This is a genomic window from Paenibacillus polymyxa, assembly GCF_001719045.1.
Lineage (GTDB): Bacteria > Bacillota > Bacilli > Paenibacillales > Paenibacillaceae > Paenibacillus > Paenibacillus polymyxa_B.
In genome coordinates this window covers 4,263,562-4,282,991 of the sequence record NZ_CP015423.1, presented here as the reverse complement: position 1 = coordinate 4,282,991, position 19,430 = coordinate 4,263,562, and the positions used below count along the sequence as shown (strand labels likewise).

Genomic DNA, 19,430 nt, shown 5'->3' with positions numbered 1-19,430 from the left:
ATTTTCTAAAGATACTACATTAGACCTTGAATACTCCCATCTGCCTCCAGCGACATATGCTCAGCTGCTGGGGATTTGGGCAATCCTGGCATCGTCATGGTATTGCCTGTTTCCACGACCACAAAGCCTGCCCCTGCGGACAAAGAAACGCTGGCTACGTGAATGGTAAAGCCTTCCGGTGCACCTAGCTGAGAAGGTTGATCTGAGAAAGAATACGGTGTTTTGGCCATGCATACAGGCAGTTGTCCAAAACCAAGCTGCTCCATACCGGCCAACGCCCGTTTGGCCGCAGGAGTGTAAGCTACCTCTGCCGCACCGTAAAGCTCCTTCGCAATAACACTAATTTTCGCTTGCAAATCAAGTGTATGCTCATACAATGGTGCAAAATGGGCTTTGTTCTCCTGAAGCAGGTTGAGCAGGCTTTGGGCCAGCTTCTCTCCACCTTGGCTTCCCTGTGCCCACACCTGTGACAGTTCTACGGGTACACCCAGCTTGCGGCATTCCGAGAAAATCAGTTCCAGCTCGGCATCGCTATCTGTTACAAAATGGTTGACTGCTACTAGTACTGGCACGCCAAACTTTTGCAAATTCCGTACATGCCGATTCATGTTGACTAATCCAAGTTGCAATTGCTCCAGATTTTCTGCGTCCAGCTCATTTTTAGCTACACCGCCGTTATATTTCAGCGCTTTGGCGGTTACGACCAACAGGGCCGCATCTGGCTGCAAACCGGATTGACGGCACTTGATGTCAAAAAACTTTTCCGCTCCCAGCTCGGCCCCGAATCCAGCCTCCGTGACGACCACCTCTCCCAGCTTCAGGGCCAGCTTCGTACCGATCAAACTACTGCATCCATGCGCAATATTCGCAAAAGGTCCGCCATGCACAATAACTGGAGTTCCCTCCAACGTTTGCACCAGATTGGGTTTCAATGCTTCCCGAAGCAGCACAGCCATACCTTCCACCGCATGTAGTTCCTCAGCTGTTACCGTTTCGCCATCTTCGTTATAACCAATCACCATCCGACCCAATCGCACTTTAAGATCGTCCATATCTTCACTTAAACATAATACCGCCATCACTTCTGAAGCCGAGGTAATGAGGAAGCCACCTTCTCTCACTGCTCCATTACCTGACCCCAATCCGGTCACAATATTTCGTAAACTCCGGTCGTTCATATCAACAGCGCGTTTCCACACGATCCGCTCCGGTTTCAACCGCAAAGCATTTCCATGAAATAAATGGTTATCGATCATCGCTGCCAGCAAATTATGCGCTGCCGAAATCGCGTGAATATCACCTGTAAAATGCAGGTTAATGTCTTCTGCCGGAACAATCTGGGCTTGTCCTCCCCCGGTTGCTCCTCCTTTCATGCCGAAGCAAGGGCCGAGGGACGGCTCACGCAATGCAGCAACGGTTTTATGTCCCAGCGCATTCAGCGCCTGTGAGAGCCCGATGGTTGTCAGCGTTTTTCCTTCTCCCGCCGGCGTGGGATTCATCGCCGTAACCAGCACCAGCTTTCCATTCGGGCGATCCCTTAACTGCTCCCACAGGGACGGATTCAGCTTCGCTTTATATTTTCCATACGTCTCCAGATGTTCTTCTTCAATTCCTGCTTCCTTGGCTATATCAATAATCTTCTTCATCTTTCGTTATGTACCCCCCGTTTTATAAGTCTGACCGATGGTGTCAAACCCTGTATCGTTTTATTTTACCAAAGTGTGCCGCTTATTGCGCTATGATTCATTTCATCGCAAGCGTTGCTATCATGTGAGTTATAAAAAAAGAGCATTCCCCGGCCGCATGGACTTCGGTGAATGCTCTTTTGACACTTCTCGTTTTAACAAGCAGCTCTCAAATTAACCTGCAAAGTTAGCAGCGTAATTTTCAGCAATAAATCCCTTAGAAATCAGGATAGCTTGGGATTTCTTAGTAGCAGGACCATAGCCTTGGGTCAGCAGGTCATTAATATGTAAGCGGTTATATATGAAGCAAAATACAAAGTTGGACGCCCCACTCGTAAGGATCGATACCAGAAAAATAATAACAGCCCACTTCCAATCCCCTCTAAACAACGCAGGGAAAAAACCGAAAAAGAGCGTAGTCCATGAAAAACCTACTTTGCGTTCCTTGATCATTCCAGTTTTATTTCTCAATTTAATCTTCATTTACCCCTTACCTCTCTTTATATAGTCTTTTAGAACTATATTAGATTATATAGGACAGAGGGAATAAATGGAACTCATTTCGTAAAATCATAAAATTCTCAAATACTCTCTAGTTTATAATGCTTTTCTAGCATTTCTTTAAAAACATCAACAGGGTACTTGTATTCGACTGTTTTGAAAACAATCCGGTTATTCCACTGGTTTTTTTCCAGCTCGCACCCATGCTCCATATCCAGTTCCTTCATGATAAAAATAATCTCCTCCAAGGTTCCCATTACACTATGACTATTCGTCGTAGTAGCCAGCATCTGCTCGCCTTCCTGTGTGTAGGCCTTTACGATCTGTTCATCAAAGCCTTCGCTGATCATAAATTCCTTCAAGGCTTGCATAAAAAGAGCTGGCAAGTTTTTGTACTGCGATTTTTTAATCCCAAAAAGCGTGATGCTTAAGCGGGATATATCATGCATAAATACTATATTTTTTCTTCGATTCAGTAAAAACAAGCTGGCATGCCAACTATTCAAAAGCGGATAAATATCAACTTGAAGTGGTTCAGTCTCCCATTCCTTCAGCAGTTTTTGTGTTCCTCGTATGACAAACATCATTGCTCTCCTTTATTGACGGTCCTGTACCGCAGCGTGATTCGACATACCTAATATCTCATATGAGGCATGTCCCGGATATCATAACACCGTATTCCAAACATCGGATTATAAACTCTTTCAGTATAATATAGCGGAATCATAGATTACCAGACACATTAATTTTCTCTTTGGATAATTTTTATGGAAATACCCTCCACTGCTCTATATAATTCAGGTACAGTTCGTCACGCGAGCTTAATCTAAAAATTAGGGGTGTTCCACACCTATGTCACAACATATTTTACTAATTGAAGACGATCTATCCATTGCCGAAATGCTACTCAAAGCACTCAGCAAGGAAGGCTACAATTTAACTACCGCCTATGACGGGGAAGAAGGGCTTCTCGCCTTTGAACGTCATACCTATGATCTGGTACTGGTGGATTTGATGATGCCGAAGGTGGACGGTATGGAGGTGATCCGCCGGATCCGTACCCACAGCGCTGTCCCGATTCTGATTATGTCAGCCAAGGACAGCGACGTGGATAAAGCGCTTGGACTGGGCTTTGGGGCAGACGATTATGTTGCCAAACCTTTTTCAATGCTGGAAATGACAGCTCGTATTCAGTCCGCGATCCGCAGATCTACTACATATGCCCGTCAGCAACAACAGGAGGAACAGCCGCAAGCACAAGTTTTGACCTACGGCAGTCTGCGCATTGATTTTGATCATTTTACAGTCATACGCAATGAAAATGAAATTCAGCTAACAGCCAAAGAGTCCGATATTTTGAAGCTATTTGTAGCCAATCCGAACCGGGTATTTACAAAAGCACAATTATACGGATTTATTTGGAAAGACGATTATATGGGCGACGAGAACGTGATTAACGTCCATATTCGCCGTCTGCGTGAGAAAATCGAAGAAGATCCCTCTCATCCTGTCCACATTAAAACGCTATGGGGCATTGGCTACAAATGGGAGAATGGCTGATATGAACATCGAGAACATTTCTGAATGGATTGTCGGCCTCATCCTGTCAGTCGTTATAGTATGGCTTTGGCGGGAGCGTATGGCCTATAAGCGCAAAATAAAGGATATCCGAACCCTACTAGAACGGATTGTGACGGTGAATCATGCGGAAAAGCTGCTATATGTCACAGGTGACGTTGAACTGCAACGACTCATGACGGAAATTAACCGACTGCTGGACTTGAATCTCAGAGTGTCTGCAGATTACAACCGTAGCCAAATCGCCATGCGCAAAATGATTTCGAACATTTCCCACGATCTCAAGACCCCGCTTACGGTTGTGCTTGGATATGCCGAGATGCTGGATGGCGATCCAACTATTTTGCCAGAAGAACGTATAAAACTGCTATCCAAAATTCATCAAAAGACAAGTGAAGCGATTGAGCTGATCGGCAGCTTTTTTAGCTTGGCGAAGCTGGAGGCTAATGATACGGATATTCCGTTGACTCGACTGGAAGTGGGAGAACTGTGCAGACGCAGCATTTTGGAGTTTTATGACCTGCTGACCGCACAGGGATTTACCGTGCATATTGAGATCCCGGAGCACCCCATTCATGCCTTGGGGAACGAAGGAGCGATTGGGCGGGTGCTGAACAATCTGATCTCGAATGCCATTCGTTATGGGGCAGATGGACGGACGCTGGGTCTGGCTCTATTGGAACAGCAGGATACAGTGCGTATAGAGGTATGGGATCGTGGCAAAGGCATACAGGAATCTGAGCAAGATAAAGTTTTTGAACGCATGTACACACTGGAGGACTCCCGTAATAAGGCGGTACAAGGCAGCGGACTGGGCCTTACGATTGCCAAACGCCTGGTTGAAACGATGAACGGAGAAATTCAATTGACTAGTAGACCTTATGAGCGGACAGTCTTCTCTTTTACATTGAAGAAAATCAACTATTAATCGAACTCAGCATTTTGCATAATTCGATTTGTGCTCAACTTAATAAATTTGTAAGAATCTCGAAAGAAAAATGAACATTTCGCCCTTTATCCTTGAATTATCAGCAGTATACGAAGGGAGAACACCCATGACTTACGTAATACGTACACATCAGTTGACCAAGGCCCTGAAGGGCAATGAAATTGTAGCGGGAGTCAGTATGAATGTGCGCAAGGGAGAAACCTATGGCTTTCTCGGCCCTAACGGGGCAGGCAAGACAACGATGATGAAAATGATTACGAATTTACTCAAGCCGACTTCGGGTGAAATTGAATTATTCGGTGAGAAATTAACGCCAAAATCGTATCATCTGCTCGGACGGATGGGTTCGATTATTGAATACCCGATTTTTTATGACAGGCTGACGGCACAGCAAAATCTCGAACTTCATTGTGAATACATGGGCTACTATAATAAGCAGGCGGTTCGGGATGCCCTAGAATTAGTGAATTTGCGAAATGCGGATGACAAGCCAGTAAAGGATTTTTCGCTGGGAATGAAGCAACGTCTTGGGATTGCCCGCGCTATTGCAACTAAGCCAGAGCTACTCATTTTGGATGAACCCATTAATGGTCTGGACCCCGTGGGTATCAAGGAAATCCGCCAACTATTCCACATGCTATGCAAGGAATATGGGATGACTCTGCTCGTGTCCAGTCATATTTTAGCGGAAATAGAGCAGATTGCGGATACGGTAGGCGTGATTAATCACGGACGACTGATTGAGGAAGTATCGATGGAGCAGGTGCGGGAAACCAATACGGAATATATCGAATTTACGACCAACGATTGTAAAAAAGCGACCTACGTCCTCTCCCATCATCTGAATCTGAATAATATAAGGGTACTAAATGAACAGAGTATACGTATTTACGATTCAAATGTACCGCAGAAACAAATTACGAAAACGCTCATTTTAAATGATATAGAGGTGGATTCCATTCATCAGAAAAGCAGCACGCTGGAAGACTACTTTTTGCGCCTGTTAAACGGAGGTGATCTCCATGCTTAAATTGATGCAGTTGGAGCTGAAAAAATTTCATCTCGCGGGTTATATCCGATCAGCACTGATTGCCAATGCATGCATTCTTGGGCTGCTCTGTATTATCGCGCTGGACAGTCAAAGTGAAGGAATACCCGAATTCACACAGTACACTCAACTCTTGGATCTAATAGACAATTTTGTGAGAGCAACATTTATTGTATTTTCCTCCGTTTTGCTATGCCGCTTTATCGTCGGAGAATTTAAATCCAAATCGATTACGATCTTGTTCATGTACCCGATTCACCGTCAAAAGCTGATGATCGCCAAGCTCTTGGTTGTGCTGCTGTTTACGTTCTTGTCTATTATTATTTCGGAAATAATCATTACGGCTGCTATTCATCTGCTCAACCAGTTTGTCTTGATTGTACCGGATAACCTTACTCTATCCATACTGGGCCAACAATCAGCACGAACGCTGATCAATGCCGTTGCTGCCAGCTTTATGGGATTGGTTCCGCTGTATATGGGGATGCGAAGATACTCTGTACCCACCACCATTGTGACCTCAATCCTGATTGTAGCATTGCTTTTCTCCAATAATAACGGCGCTCCACTTAGTTCCATAGCCCCCGTGCAAATTGGCTTCTCTCTACTAGGAATGCTTGTGGCTTATGCGGCGATTCGACGTATTGAGTATAAGGATATTACCTCGTAATATGTAATCTCCTAGAGCGCCTTCAAAAAAAAGATGAAAATCATTGTTAGATATACACACATTTTTCACTGGACTTCATTCTAAAACAGGTATATCCTATAGGAGAAATTAAAAACGGAATAAGGATCTTCGGGGTAGGGTGAGATTCCCAACCGGCGGTATGGCTCATGGAGCTAAGCCCGCGACTCTGTATCTGGCAACAGGATACGGACTGATTTGGTGAGATGCCAAAGCCGACGGTAAAGTCCGGATGGAAGAAGATCGAAATATCAACATGCCGCGAAGTGGATGAATACTGCGTTATTAGTTTTGCAGCAACTTCATTTAACTTGCATAAAGCGGCAAGTTTATTTGATCAACCCCCGTCTTGCATGGCTCGCCATGGACGGGGGTTTTTGTGCCACCGGTCCTGTATTCGCAAGGAGCTAATTGAGTATGAGTCAATCTTCTACTGTACTAACATCCAAAGGTTTTGATCGTAGCTCCCACATGAAAAGCGGTTTTTGGCTGGTCGCAATTGGAGCAGCCTTGTGGGGCGCAGACCCGCTTTTTCGTATTATTTTGCTAAAGTCATTTACTTCAACACAAATTGTACTTATGGAGCATGTGCTGCTCTTCCTCGCTCTGACACCGATGCTGTGGAAGCATCGTGAGGAACTCAAAGCGGTACGGCTTCGTCAAGTTTTCGCTATTTTATTCGTCTCGTGGGGCGGCTCGGCTCTGGCCAGCGTGATTTTCACTATGGCACTCAGCAATGGTGATTTGAATGCTGTACTCTTACTCCAGAAGCTTCAACCCTTGGTCGCTATTGTTCTAGCCCGTATTATTTTAAAGGAAATGTTGCCGCGTCATTTTGGAGTATTAATTGTAGTCGCTCTGTTCGGGACGTATCTTCTGACCTTCGGTTGGTCGCTCCCCTTCGGACATGTTCGTGATTTTGTTCAGGTTGGTAGTCTGCTTGCACTCGGTGCAGCAGTGCTGTGGGGCGGTTCGACAGTCATGGGAAGTTACTTGCTTCGTTCAATGAAATATGAAACAGTAACCTCCCTCCGCTTCATGGTGGCGCTCCCTCTGCTGATTGTCCTCACCTCTGTAGAGCATGCGCCATGGAATATGCCTGCCGGTACATGGGCGGGCGCAGCTGTGATTATCAATCTGCTATTGCAGGCATTGCTTCCGGGCCTTCTCAGCTTGCTGCTGTATTACAAAGGCTTAAGTACGACCAAAGCGTCTTATGCTACGATGGCAGAACTGAGCTTTCCCATGGTTGGTGTCGTGATTAACTGGATCGCATTTCAGCAAATTGTCACTGTAGCGCAATTGACTGGTTTTATGCTCATCTGGATTACGCTCTTTATGATTTCACGTCAGCAAAAAAATTAACAGTTCAACGTCCCTTTCATGACTCACCCAAGCCAAATCGTGAAGATGCTTTTGCATCTCCGATTTGGCTTTTTTATATATTCGTATTTATATAAAATACAGTTCTTTAGACCTATCTTTCAGAAAAAGTGTCTAAAACATGTAATTATTCTTCGTTTCTCAAAGATTACATCTATAAAATTAGTCGGTTTCTGTCGAATAAAACAATGTAGTGATCATCAGACACAGAGGAGCAAGAGCTATGACTAAAACAAAACAAACAGTTCCGTGGTGGAACAGGTTTCTCAAACAGTTTTATTTAATGAGGACAAGATTAATAATATCTTTTTTGGCTGTGTTATTGATTCCGAGCGCACTTATCGGGTACTTTTCCTATCAGGGGGCTACAACACAACTCAGTCAGCAAATGGGCGGTTCCGTATACACGAATCTGTATTTGATCCGGAGCAATGTCAATCAGTATGTAGCACCTATTATGAAAGACCTGGACGTGCTTACCACTGAAATCAATTCTGATTCCATTGGTACCAACCAAGAGGCCCTTCAGAAGAAGTTGGATGTCATCGTCAAGGCTCATCCCGAGCTAGATGCCGCGCTTCTCGGTAATGCGAAAGGGCAATACATACGTTCGCCGAAAAAACAGGAGGCCGATTATGACCCCCGGGAGAGAAAATGGTACAAAAATGCGATGCTGGAAAAGGGCAAAGTATTCGTCGGTGTTCCAGTTGCCAGCGTCACGACAGGGAATTTAGTCGTTAATATATCGGGAACGCTGGAGGACGGTGAAGGAGCTGTTGCATTGGCTTTGAATCTGGACAAGATGGGTGAAAGTCTGCAGTCTGTTAAGATTGGTGAACGCGGAGGACTCATTATTGTTGATTCTGAATATAAAGTTGTATCTGGGACTGGAACAGCCTTTAACAAGACAGGCAAAAAACCGGCTGACGCCATAGAGGGACTTCCCGAAGTGGCGACAACCGTCGAAAATGATACTCCTTCCATGTCGCAAATTCAATTTATGAATCGAGATATGCTGGCCTTTACACTTAAGGACCCTCTCACCGGATGGAGCATTGTCGCACTGTCGGATCTGGAGGATTACAGTGATGCAGCCCAACCGATTCTGAAGCAAAGCCTGATTGTGATTGTCATTTCCATACTTGCCGCTGCGATCATCATTGTGCTTATGGTCCGCTCGTTCTTAATTCCGCTGCGCAAGCTGCAAGCAGGAACACGCATCGTCCGTGACGGAAATCTGACCGAACGTGTTAACCTATCCAGCAAGGATGAGTTCGGCGAACTGGCACAGAATTTTGACCAGATGACGCATTCCTTGCATACGATGGTTTCCGAGGTCAATCAAACGTCCTCCCGACTTGCTTCCTCTTCTCTGATGATCAAGGAAAGCACAGAACAAACGACGGAGTCCGTACAACACGTAGCGGAAACGGTTATGGAATCCGCAGAAAATGCAGCCACCAGCGCCGAGGCATCCGAGCAAACCGCTAATGCCGTTGAAGAAATGGCCAAGGGTGTCAGCACCATTGCCGAATCAGCAAGCTCCATCGTAGATTCAGCAGGACAAACCGAGCATGATGTAGCTCAAGGCAGTCAAATGATCAGCCATGTGCGGACACAAATGGACCGTATTCTGGAAGCTGTAAGCCAAACGGCTAGCCTGATGGATGAGCTATCCCAGCTCTCAGACGATGCGAAGCAGATGAATACAGCTATTGCCGCCATTGCCAAGCAAACCAATTTGTTGTCTCTGAACGCGTCTATTGAAGCTTCCAGAGCTGGCGAAGCCGGACGTGGATTTGCCGTAGTCGCTATAGAGGTACGCAAGCTGTCTGAGCAATCCAAGGAAAGTGCAGATTCCATCAGTCAGATCATTACTCAGATGCTCGATTTGATTCAACGCTCCACCGCTACCATGAACGGTAATGTTCGTAACCAGGTAGGTGAAGGATTACGTATTAGCCAAGATGCAGAAGGTGCATTTACGAATATTGAACGCTCTACCTCTCATATTGTGGAACAAATTCAAAGTGTGTCGGCTGCGGCTGAACAAATCTCAGCCAGTACAGAGGAAGTTTCGGCTACTGTCACCCATTTGGCAAGTCTGTCTCGCAATTCGGCGGACAGTTCGCAGACAACCTCTGCTGCCGCTCAGGAGCAAATGGCGGCCATGGAGGAAATCGCATCTTCGTCTCAGGAGTTGTCCAACATGGCGCAGGATTTGCAACAGCTGGTTAAGCGATTTAAGATTTAAGTTACACATCGTATCGTTGCAATTTCATGCAAGTAAGAATGAGCGGCAGTACATCTAATGACTAACAAAAGCCTTCGTCCGTATACAAATTACGGGCGAAGGCTTTTTCCATGTAAGTACTTGGGGTGATTTCTCTCTTGCTTACTTATAGGGTCATCTGACCGGTTAACTGACGGCGTCTATCTCCTTCGGGGTCATGCTCCATTTTAATATCCTGATGGAAAATAGCTGTAGTCCGCTCTTCCCTGTCGTACATCGGCCAAGCCTCCTCGGACAGCACAGGCTTCCCATCACGTGCAAAAGCAACCCATGCCTGCTGCATAGCTTGAGCGAGCTTCTGCATCGACGGTTGAATCTCTAATCCAAGCTTACCTAGCAGCTCCAGATTATCGAAAACAAACGCAATTTCGGCACCGTGAACCGCTTGTCCAAAGGTAGGATGCCCCGGCAATGTCCAATCAAAACGATACATCCATACAGGCGCATGCGCCGACTGCGCAACAGCAAGAGCCAATGCAGGACGCCAAAAAAATAGATCAGTCAACATTTGTGCCTGTCCCTCAATCGTAACAGGAAATGGTTCTATCAGGTCGCCGATGTCTGACATGCCCGTCATCATTTCCAATGCCTGACTCGCTGTTGACTTGTTCATTAGATGGGATTCTTTTCGGATGAAATAGGCCCCCTCATGCAAGTTCGTTCCAATCAAAACGGATACCTGCTTTGCTGAACCTTGCGCGATTGCAGACAGCGGTTCATCTGGCAAGGTCACACCGTCCACGACGGGTTGATAGATCATCGCCATCCCTGGTCCGATGACTTCATGCGTCTTCGCCATAGCTAGCATCAGCGCATCTGTCGGCAGCGTAAACAACCGTTCTGGATGCTGAGTGTCCACACCCAGCTGCTGCAGATACACAGCCGTCACTTGTTCGGCCTGTGAAGTTGGCAATACCTGCGACGCACCGCTCTGCAAAATCGCACGCTGGAACAGTCCCTCAGCGGCTGGCATCGCCAATAAAGCGGCAATACTCATCGCGCCTGCCGATTCACCGAACACCGTTACTTCGTCCGGGTTACCGCCAAAGGCAGAGATGTGATCCCTAACCCATTCCAGCGCAGCGATCTGATCCAGCAGTCCCGCATTAGAGGTCAGGCCATCTCCCTTTGGAGTCAGATGCAAAAATCCTAACGGCCCCAATCGATAATTGATCGTAACAACCACAACATCGCCATTCTTCGCCATCCGTGCCCCGTCATATAAAGGTATAATCCCGGACCCCGTGACAAAGGCACCGCCATGAATCCACACCATCACCGGACGTCCCTTCTCAGGAGCCTTCGAAGCAGGTGTCCAAATGTTCAGGTATAAGCAATCCTCTGACTGCTCAGGCGGTTCCACCAGATTTCCAGTCATACTTTCAGCGGATGGCATAGGTTGCGGACAGATTGGCCCAAAACTCGTCGCAGCCCGTACACCCTCCCAAGACTCCAAAGGCTGGGGCGCGTGAAAACGTAGTTTTCCAACAGGAGGCTGTGCATATGGGATACCTTTCCATACATGATATCCATTCCCCGTTTCCCCACGTAATTGACCTAAACGAGTATGTACTGTAATACTCTCCATCATGAAGCCTCCTTTATTTCGTATCTTCAACACAACGGTATAATATCAATCTTTACATATCTCTATTATACCCTTTGCACACGGCCAAACCAAAAAATACCGGAAGCACTTTTGCGCTCCGGCATTTTTATAAACAAGATAGAGAAATAGCGATTAATCCCGAACTTCTTCTTTGGGAATCAGCTTATAAATTTCTTCGCTTTCCATAGAGTCAATTAGTCGGTCTAGCCACTTGTAATAAGCGACGGCCTGCTTCATTTTCATACGATCTTGCTGAAGAATCGCCTTAAATTCCTCGTACTCTTCACCCTGATTCATCAATCTGTCCAGCTCATCAATGGCTTTGCGCAACACCAGTAAATTTGTTTCTACCGCTTTTCTCCATTTAATAGCGAAGAAATCAGTGAAGGTTTGATGCCAGTCATATTCGACTTCATACAAGTCTTTGCGTGAGCCCTTGCTCCAAACCTTATTTACCATTTTCAGATCCAATAATGTTCGAACTCCTGTACTCATGCTCGTTTTGCTCATTTCCATTTCACGGCCCATCTCGTCCAGCGTCATCGGTTTATCCGCAAAGAAAAGCAAACCGTATAAATGCCCCGCAGACAAAGTGATCCCATACAGGTCCATGTTTTTACCTATAGCTTCTATAACACGTTTGCGAATTTTTTGCAGCGAAGCCTGCTGCTCATCACCTAACTGGTACAAGCTCATGCTTGCAACCTCCTAATTTTAGAGCATTTTGCACAACCTAGTATGAACGATTTACCCGTAAAAGATTAGCTTTGACGCAATGTATGAAATCTTTCAATTAATAAATGAAATGTTTCAAAAACAAAGCTTCTGTCTATATTACAACAGCATGGATCGTTCAAAATCATAATTCGCAAAATTGCTAATGATAGTAAACTTTTAAAATTATGGATATACATAAATCTTTTTCTTATGGTTATATTTCATTGTCTATTTTAAAAAAAGCACTATCGGTTGTAAAGTTCCGAATGTTTGAGCATTCTAAAGAACGAAGGAGCATATCAGAGGAAACTTTGTACAGTTTTTTCTGTACGTACTTTATGAACAGTTTTTTTGTTTGAAATGTAAGCTATGCTTCTGTTACAATTAATTTTGTCATTAACCGTTCAGGATGTTCAGAATTATGATTTTTATACTCAATCCTTAATGCAACAAGGGGTTAATACCAAGCAAAGTATAGAAAGAAGAGGTGTATGTATGACGATTTTGGAAGTCAAAAATGTCAGCAAACTCTTTGGTCCTCACGCAGAGCAAGGTGTTCCGCTCCTGGAGCAAGGCTGGGGCAAGGAAAAGTTGGCCAAAGAAAAACAGATTACTGTTGGCGTCAATAAGGCCAACATGGAAATTAAGCAAGGTGAAATTTTCGTAATTATGGGGCTATCGGGCAGTGGCAAGTCCACTTTGGTGCGAATGCTAAATCGCTTGATTGAGCCTACCTCCGGTGAAATTCTGGTCCACGGCAAAGATCTCCGTAAGATGAACAAAGAACAACTTCGCGAGGTTCGTCGTAAAACCATCAGCATGGTTTTTCAAAAATTCGCCCTGTTCCCACATCGGACTGTATTAGAAAATGTAGAATATGGTCTTGAAATTCAAAAGGTAGAAAAAGCACAGCGTCAGGAAAAGGCGCAACAAGCGCTGGAACTGGTTGGTCTTAAAAACTGGGGCGATAAAATGCCCGATGAATTGAGTGGCGGTATGCAGCAGCGTGTCGGCCTGGCACGGGCGCTGGCTAATGACCCTGAAGTGCTCCTGATGGATGAAGCGTTCAGTGCATTGGACCCGCTCATTCGCCGTGACATGCAGGATGAGCTGTTGGAGCTTCAAGATAAAATGAAGAAAACAATTGTGTTTATCACCCATGATCTGGATGAAGCGTTGCGGATTGGTGACCGGATTGCATTGATGAGAGACGGTGCGGTCGTACAAATCGGTACACCGGAAGAAATTATGATCCAACCGGCTAACTCTTATGTAGCCCGCTTCGTCGAGGATGTGGATCTGTCCAAGGTATTGACGGCTGCTCATGTCATGCTTCGTCCAGAAACCATCACCATGGATCGTGGTCCGCGTGTGGCTCTGGAATTGATGCGGGAGCGTGGGATTTCCAATTTGTTCGTCATTGACCGTACTAAAAAGCTACTAGGTGTTATTAACGCTGAGGATGCTGTTCATGCACTGCGCAATAATTTGAAGATTGAAGATATTTTGATTACTGACGGACCGCAGGTTGCTGCCGAGACTGTCATTAATGATTTGTTTGAAATTACAAGCTCGTCCAAGGTGCCGCTGGCTGTGGTCGATGACAAGCAAAAGCTGCTGGGCGTTATCGTCCGTGGAGCATTGCTCGGCGCACTTGGTGGAGATGTTACCACTACAAAGGAGGTGAATGCCCATGATACCGAAACTGCCAATCGCTGAGTGGATTCAATCCATTGTCGACTGGATGGGTATTCATCTGGCTGGATTGTTTAATGTTATTTCTTCTATTATAGAAGCTGTAGTAGGCTTTTTCTCAGGCCTGTTCATGCTTCCGCACCCTCTGGTGTTCATCGTGATCATCGGGATTATCGCCTTTATGATCGGGCGGGTTCAGCTTACGCTGTTTACTGTCATCGGCTTCCTGCTGATTGATAATCTCGGCTATTGGAGTGAAACAATGAATACACTCGGACTGGTCATCACGTCTGCGCTCGTATCCATTGTTATCGGGATTCCCATCGGGATCTGGTGTGCATACAGTAAATCCGCATCCCGCATTATCACGCCTTTACTTGATTTTATGCAGACGATGCCTGCGTTCGTGTACTTGCTCCCAGCGGTTACCTTTTTCAGCCTGGGTGTTGTACCTGGTGTTATCGCATCTGTTATCTTTGCTATCCCCCCAACCATTCGCATGACTAACTTGGGGATTATGCAAGTATCAGGTGAGCTGATCGAAGCCTCAGATGCTTTCGGTTCAACCTCTGCGCAAAAGCTGTTCAAAGTTCAGCTTCCACTGGCATTGCCTACCTTAATGGCTGGTATTAACCAGACGATTATGCTGTCACTGTCCATGGTTGTTATTGCTTCCATGATCGGTGCAGAAGGCATCGGTGCTGTTGTGTACCGTGCTGTGACACAGCTGCAAATCGGTAAAGGTTTTGAAGCCGGCTTAGCTGTTGTCGTTCTGGCTATTGTGCTTGACCGTTTTACGCAAAACCTGTTTAAACCTACGCAAAAAGGCAAAAGCCGCGTATCCAGCAAGCAAAAAGTATGGATTACTTCTGCAGTTACAGCTGTCATTTTGATCGCTGGTGCTTCCCAATATTTTGTTGGTACAGATCATTCCGCATCTGGCAAAGGTAACGCTGCTGCCAACCCGGTTGGCGAAGAAGTCGGTTACAAAATTATCGGTATTGATGCCGGGGCAGGCATTATGAAATCGACTGCCAAAGCAATTCAAGACTACAATTTGTCTGATTGGAAGCTGGTTGAAGGTTCCGGTGCAGCTATGACTGCCACACTGGACAAAGCCATTAAAGCGAAAAAACCGATCATTATTACAGGTTGGACTCCACACTGGATGTTCAACAAGTATGATCTCAAATATTTGGAAGACCCTAAGAAGTCTTATGGTGAAGCCGAGGGGATTCATACGATTGCCCGTAAAGGCTTGCAGCAGGATGCTCCTATCGCTTATGAGTTTCTAAAACGTTTCAAATGGACACCGGAAGATATGGGTGAAATGATGGTTGCCATTCAAGCCGGAACCAGTCCTGAACAAGCTGCCCAGGATTGGGCGGAGAAACATGCCGACAAGGTTCAGGAATGGACTAAAGGACTGCAACCTGTCAATGGCGACACGTTCAAGCTGAGTTATGTCGCTTGGGATTCCGAAATTGCCAGTACGAATTTGCTAAGTTATATTTTGGAGAACAAACTGGGTTACAAAGTAACCGCACTTCAAGTGGAAGCAGGTCCTATGTGGACGGGTGTCGCTAGTGGTGATGTAGATGCTTCACCGGCTGCATGGCTGCCGTTAACACATGCGGATTACTGGGCTAAATACAAGGATAAGCTCGACGATCTTGGGGCTAATATGAGCGGTGTTAAAACCGGATTGGTCGTTCCAGCTTACATGGATGTTAAATCGATTACTGATTTGCAGGATAACGGAGCCGAAGCGGCTCCGGCTTCCGCCACAACCGAGGACTTTGGCAAAGAGGTCGGTTACCGCATTGTCGGTACCGACCCTGGCGCCGGACTAATGAAGCTGACCGCTAAAGCTATTAATGACTATGGCTTATCCGACTGGAAGCTGCTTGAAAGCTCTGGAGCTGCTATGACCGCTACACTGGATAAAGCTATCAAAGCCAAGCAGCCTATCGTCGTAACAGGTTGGACTCCTCACTGGATGTTTAACAAATATGATTTGAAATACTTGAAAGATCCTAAAAAAGCGTACGGTGATAAGGAAGAAATTCATACAATCGCCCGCAAAGGTTTGAAGCAGGATGCTCCTGTGGCTTATGAATTTCTAAGCCGCTTTAAGTGGACTGCTGAAGATATGGGTGAAGTGATGATCGCGATTCAGGACGGTATTGCCCCACAGCAGGCTGCCAAGAACTGGGCTGATAAACATCCTGACAAGGTACAGGCATGGATCAAGGGCCTACAGCCTGTCAACGGTGATCCTTTGAAGCTGAGCTACGCTGCTTGGGATTCTGAAATTGCCAGTACGAACGTATTGAAATATGTATTGGAACAAAAATTGGGCTATAAAGTAACAGCCCTGCAAGTGGAAATCGGCCCGATGTGGACTGGCGTGGCCGGCGGAAGTGTAGATGCTACTGCTGCCGCTTGGCTTCCATTGACGCATGCTGATTATTGGGCTCAATACAAGGATAAGGTGGATGACATCGGAACCAGCATGACTGGCGTTATGTCCGGGCTTGTCGTTCCATCCTATGTACCGATTGATTCTATCGAGGATCTTAAAGCGCCGCAATAATATTTTTTCCGCTTTTAAACCATACGAATAAGCAAAAGGCAGATCAGGGTTTACTCCTGATCTGCCTTTTTATGATATCCAGATTTAAAGTTGCTCTCAGCCTTTTAGCGTGAATCCTTCTTGAACGGGCACATCGGCATGCTGCCCTGTCGTCTGGTGCTGTCTAAAGAATAACGGATAGATCACAAAGGACACCAGCAGACTCACACAACCAATGACGCCTAGAGCGATCATATCTTTAAAGATGTAGGTGATATCCAGTCCTTTGAGCGTGATGTTCCGTACAGCATCCAGGTAATACGTCAGTGGCAATATTTCAGCAAGCCCCCGCAAGAAGCCGGGCATTGCCTCTAATGGCCACGTATAACCTGACAGCATAAAGGAAGGAACAGCAATCAGCATCAGCGTTTGGGTCGCATCCACTCTGGTCTTGGAAAAGAGACTGAACAGGAAGCCTAATCCGCACAAGGCAAAGTTAAAGACCAGCGACACCAAAATTAACGGCAGTACCTGTCCCCTGAACGGAATTTCAAAGCATAAAGCACTGATACTGAATACAGTCAGCACATTGAAAGCTCCCGCTGCATAATACGGTGCCAGTTTGGCAATAGCCAAACGCCAAGGGGTATTTCTCCATGCACCAAATCTTCCCCAAGTCCCTGCTTCCTTATCACGCGTGCAGGACAACGCGATACCAAGCAGCAAACACTGCTGGAGAGCCGCAGAGATAACCCCTAGTGGCATGAAAAGCTTATAATCATATACCGGGTTAAATAGCACTCTGGATCGGAACGGGATGGTAGTCAGCGTCGACGCGGCCTGATCGGCGTTCATTCCCTTTTGTTTCATGGAATTGACCGATACTCCAGCGCTCACGCTGCTAATGACCTGATTCGCAATCCGACTGGCACTATTGGAATACATCATATTACTGCCGTCAATCAGCGTGAGCACGGGTGGATTCTCCCCATGCTTAAGCCGAGTCGTAAAGTTGTCGGGAATGACAATTCCGACCTTAGCTTCCCCGGTCTCTACCTGACGGACAGCATCTTCCTGATTGGTCGCTTGCCGTGTAACGGCAAATGAGTCGGTCGAATCGAACGCCTGAATGATCTGGCGACTGAGCTGTGAATTATCTCCATCGTACACTGTGACAGGCATTTCGGTAATCCGCTGATGTGAATATAGGAAGCCGAATAGTATCGTATACACAATCGGCGTAATCAGCAGAATAGCCATAAAGCGGCGGTCCCGGAAGATGCTCAGCCATTCCTCGCGAAACACATCGCGGATACGAAGTCTTTCCTGTGAATCCTGCATATTACTGCGCCCCTTTGCCTGTAAACAGGACCGTGGAGCCTGTTGGAACCGAAGCAGCAAGGTCCGGCAATGCTACTTTAACACCGAAGGAACGGACATCCTTGTCACCGGAGCTTTGGCTCGGTTTTTGAATGGCAAAGTCAGCAGCCGATTCTAACAGAATGACTTTACCCTTCAGCTCCTTACCGCCAGACAGCAATTTAATTTGGACAGTATCCCCTGCTTGAAGACCGTTCAGAGACGTTTCAGGTACATAGAATTTAGCCCAACGTTGTGTCGAAGTTTCAATGGTATAGACCGGGAATCCTGCGCTAGCCATTTCACCTAAGCTAAGCGACTTGGATTTTACGATTCCATCTTCGGCCGCATATAGCGTCGTGTAGCTCAAATAGGTCTGAGCCTCTTGAAGCGCGGCTTCCGCTTGGGCTACCTGAGCATTGGCACCTGCAACCGCAGATTGAGCCTGCTCAACTGTGGATTGCGCCGCCTTCACAGCAGATTGCGCTTGTTCTACCGAAGCCTGAGCAGCTTTGACATCTTCCTGTTGCACAGCAACTTTGCCCGCTCCTGCCTGTGCTTCCTTCACCGCAGCCAAGGCTTGACGGTATTGAGCTTCAGCCGCCGTAATTTCCTCCTTGCGGCTTCCCTCCCGTGCCATATCCAATTTTTGCGACTCTGCATTATACTTGGCCACTGCCTGTTGATGTTCCAATGTCGCTTGATCCAAAGATGCCTGGGTTGCTGCTCCGGCTTCTTGAAGCTTTTTGGCACGCTCCAGATTTTTAACAGTCAGATCCAGCGTTTCCTTGGCTATCTTCACAGATACTTGCAATTGCTCAAGCTCCTGCGGTCTTGCCCCGCTCTTGAGCGCATCCAGTTTTGCCTTGGCGGCGTTCGCAGCCGCTTTGGCCTGTTCGATCTGGCTGGAGGATGCCTCAGCGGTCACACTGACCGATGTCGTACCTTGGCTCTTCTTGGCCTGAGCGGCGCTTACAGTAGCCTGTGCCTGACCTACGCCTGCTTGAGCCTGCAACACACTGGCTTTTGCTTTGGATACATTACTCTTAGCTGCCAGCAACGCCGCCTGTGCCTGCTTCACCTTATCTTCCAACTCGCGACTTTCCAGATGGGCTAACACCTGCCCCTTTTTAACCTGATCGCCTTCTTTGACGAGCATCTGATCAATCCGTCCTGCCATTTTAAAGCTGGCATTGAGGGTATCCGATTCCACATAAGCCGTAGGTATGGAAGAAGACTGATCCGCAGACAAGCTGCTCCCACTCCGTGGGAAAGCAGTCAAGGCATAAATTCCTACCGCGATTAAAATAATAAGTACGACGTAAATCGTATATTTTTTAGCTTTCATGT

The 19,430-nt window shown here is 46.4% G+C and carries 15 protein-coding genes and 1 riboswitch; of the genes, 8 read left to right on the top strand and 7 right to left on the bottom strand.

Going from position 1 to position 19,430, the window contains the following annotated elements:
- Positions 1-14: 14 nt before the first annotated feature.
- The 3 genes from AOU00_RS19165 to AOU00_RS19155 all read right to left on the bottom strand — a co-directional run bounded on the left by AOU00_RS19165 (position 15) and on the right by AOU00_RS19155 (position 2,770).
- Complete coding sequence (locus AOU00_RS19165; protein ID WP_069291371.1) at positions 15-1,646, bottom strand: formate--tetrahydrofolate ligase; 1,632 nt, start codon at positions 1,644-1,646, stop codon at positions 15-17.
- 213 nt (positions 1,647-1,859) lie between these two features.
- Positions 1,860-2,168, bottom strand: coding sequence for a hypothetical protein (locus AOU00_RS19160; RefSeq protein ID WP_025722058.1), 309 nt, complete (start codon positions 2,166-2,168; stop codon positions 1,860-1,862).
- A 98-nt stretch (positions 2,169-2,266) separates the two neighbouring features.
- Positions 2,267-2,770 carry a DUF6933 domain-containing protein gene (locus AOU00_RS19155; protein ID WP_069291370.1) on the bottom strand — a complete coding sequence of 168 codons (504 nt, stop codon included), beginning with the start codon at positions 2,768-2,770 and terminating at the stop codon, positions 2,267-2,269.
- A gap of 268 nt (positions 2,771-3,038) precedes the next feature.
- Here AOU00_RS19155 and AOU00_RS19150 point away from each other — a divergent pair, with 268 nt between their 5' ends.
- The 6 genes from AOU00_RS19150 (at position 3,039) to AOU00_RS19125 (ending at position 10,086) form a co-directional block, all read left to right on the top strand.
- The gene (locus AOU00_RS19150; RefSeq protein WP_069291369.1) at positions 3,039-3,746 is read left to right on the top strand and encodes a response regulator transcription factor; all 708 of its coding nucleotides are present in this window, start codon (positions 3,039-3,041) and stop codon (positions 3,744-3,746) included.
- Between the two features lies 1 nt (position 3,747).
- On the top strand, positions 3,748-4,692 hold the full coding sequence (locus tag AOU00_RS19145) for a sensor histidine kinase (protein ID WP_069291368.1): 945 nt from the start codon (positions 3,748-3,750) through the stop codon (positions 4,690-4,692).
- 127 nt (positions 4,693-4,819) lie between these two features.
- Entirely contained in the window at positions 4,820-5,743 is a 924-nt protein-coding gene (locus AOU00_RS19140) for an ABC transporter ATP-binding protein (protein WP_069291367.1), read from the top strand.
- Positions 5,736-6,431: a hypothetical protein gene (locus tag AOU00_RS19135; RefSeq protein WP_069291366.1), complete on the top strand. Its 696-nt coding sequence runs from the start codon at positions 5,736-5,738 to the stop codon at positions 6,429-6,431. The genes AOU00_RS19140 and AOU00_RS19135 overlap by 8 nt, the downstream gene beginning before the upstream one ends.
- A 121-nt stretch (positions 6,432-6,552) precedes the next feature.
- A riboswitch (FMN riboswitch) is annotated at positions 6,553-6,697 on the top strand.
- 169 nt (positions 6,698-6,866) lie between these two features.
- Positions 6,867-7,814 carry a DMT family transporter gene (locus tag AOU00_RS19130; protein WP_061829587.1) on the top strand — a complete coding sequence of 316 codons (948 nt, stop codon included), beginning with the start codon at positions 6,867-6,869 and terminating at the stop codon, positions 7,812-7,814.
- Positions 7,815-8,055: 241 nt separating this feature from the next.
- Positions 8,056-10,086 carry a methyl-accepting chemotaxis protein gene (locus AOU00_RS19125; protein WP_069291365.1) on the top strand — a complete coding sequence of 677 codons (2,031 nt, stop codon included), beginning with the start codon at positions 8,056-8,058 and terminating at the stop codon, positions 10,084-10,086.
- A 145-nt stretch (positions 10,087-10,231) separates the two neighbouring features.
- On the opposite strand, the gene AOU00_RS19120 is transcribed toward AOU00_RS19125, so the two are convergent.
- Both AOU00_RS19120 and AOU00_RS19115 read right to left on the bottom strand, forming a co-directional pair.
- On the bottom strand, positions 10,232-11,713 hold the full coding sequence (locus tag AOU00_RS19120; RefSeq protein ID WP_069291364.1) for a carboxylesterase/lipase family protein: 1,482 nt from the start codon (positions 11,711-11,713) through the stop codon (positions 10,232-10,234).
- 153 nt (positions 11,714-11,866) lie between these two features.
- A complete protein-coding gene (locus AOU00_RS19115; protein ID WP_028543060.1) occupies positions 11,867-12,430 on the bottom strand; it encodes a GbsR/MarR family transcriptional regulator in 564 nt (187 codons plus the stop codon).
- Positions 12,431-12,946: 516 nt separating this feature from the next.
- On the opposite strand from AOU00_RS19115, the gene AOU00_RS19110 reads away from it, so the two are divergent.
- Positions 12,947-14,170, top strand: a complete 1,224-nt coding sequence (locus tag AOU00_RS19110) for a quaternary amine ABC transporter ATP-binding protein (protein WP_029516322.1) — start codon at positions 12,947-12,949, stop codon at positions 14,168-14,170.
- On the top strand, positions 14,145-16,742 hold the full coding sequence (locus AOU00_RS19105; protein WP_069291363.1) for a glycine betaine ABC transporter substrate-binding protein: 2,598 nt from the start codon (positions 14,145-14,147) through the stop codon (positions 16,740-16,742). Before AOU00_RS19110 ends, AOU00_RS19105 begins: the two co-directional genes overlap by 26 nt.
- Positions 16,743-16,838: 96 nt before the next feature.
- On the opposite strand, the gene AOU00_RS19100 is transcribed toward AOU00_RS19105, so the two are convergent.
- On the bottom strand, positions 16,839-18,062 hold the full coding sequence (locus AOU00_RS19100) for an ABC transporter permease (protein WP_069291362.1): 1,224 nt from the start codon (positions 18,060-18,062) through the stop codon (positions 16,839-16,841).
- Between the two features lies 1 nt (position 18,063).
- Positions 18,064-19,428, bottom strand: a complete 1,365-nt coding sequence (locus AOU00_RS19095; protein ID WP_061829593.1) for an HlyD family secretion protein — start codon at positions 19,426-19,428, stop codon at positions 18,064-18,066.
- Between the last annotated feature and the right edge of the window lie 2 nt (positions 19,429-19,430).

Bases quoted from the DNA above. Each gene is read 5' to 3' on its own strand.
- AOU00_RS19140 (WP_069291367.1), top strand. From the start codon at position 4,820: ATGACTTACGTAATACGTACACATCAGTTGACCAAGGCCCTGAAGGGC.
- AOU00_RS19165 (WP_069291371.1), bottom strand. From the start codon at position 1,646: ATGAAGAAGATTATTGATATAGCCAAGGAAGCAGGAATTGAAGAAGAA.
- AOU00_RS19120 (WP_069291364.1), bottom strand. From the start codon at position 11,713: ATGGAGAGTATTACAGTACATACTCGTTTAGGTCAATTACGTGGGGAA.
- AOU00_RS19135 (WP_069291366.1), top strand. From the start codon at position 5,736: ATGCTTAAATTGATGCAGTTGGAGCTGAAAAAATTTCATCTCGCGGGT.
- AOU00_RS19110 (WP_029516322.1), top strand. From the start codon at position 12,947: ATGACGATTTTGGAAGTCAAAAATGTCAGCAAACTCTTTGGTCCTCAC.
- AOU00_RS19145 (WP_069291368.1), top strand. From the start codon at position 3,748: ATGAACATCGAGAACATTTCTGAATGGATTGTCGGCCTCATCCTGTCA.
- AOU00_RS19155 (WP_069291370.1), bottom strand. From the start codon at position 2,770: ATGTTTGTCATACGAGGAACACAAAAACTGCTGAAGGAATGGGAGACT.
- AOU00_RS19115 (WP_028543060.1), bottom strand. From the start codon at position 12,430: ATGAGCTTGTACCAGTTAGGTGATGAGCAGCAGGCTTCGCTGCAAAAA.
- AOU00_RS19150 (WP_069291369.1), top strand. From the start codon at position 3,039: ATGTCACAACATATTTTACTAATTGAAGACGATCTATCCATTGCCGAA.
- AOU00_RS19125 (WP_069291365.1), top strand. From the start codon at position 8,056: ATGACTAAAACAAAACAAACAGTTCCGTGGTGGAACAGGTTTCTCAAA.
- AOU00_RS19095 (WP_061829593.1), bottom strand. From the start codon at position 19,428: ATGAAAGCTAAAAAATATACGATTTACGTCGTACTTATTATTTTAATC.
- AOU00_RS19100 (WP_069291362.1), bottom strand. From the start codon at position 18,062: ATGCAGGATTCACAGGAAAGACTTCGTATCCGCGATGTGTTTCGCGAG.
- AOU00_RS19130 (WP_061829587.1), top strand. From the start codon at position 6,867: ATGAGTCAATCTTCTACTGTACTAACATCCAAAGGTTTTGATCGTAGC.
- AOU00_RS19105 (WP_069291363.1), top strand. From the start codon at position 14,145: ATGATACCGAAACTGCCAATCGCTGAGTGGATTCAATCCATTGTCGAC.
- AOU00_RS19160 (WP_025722058.1), bottom strand. From the start codon at position 2,168: ATGAAGATTAAATTGAGAAATAAAACTGGAATGATCAAGGAACGCAAA.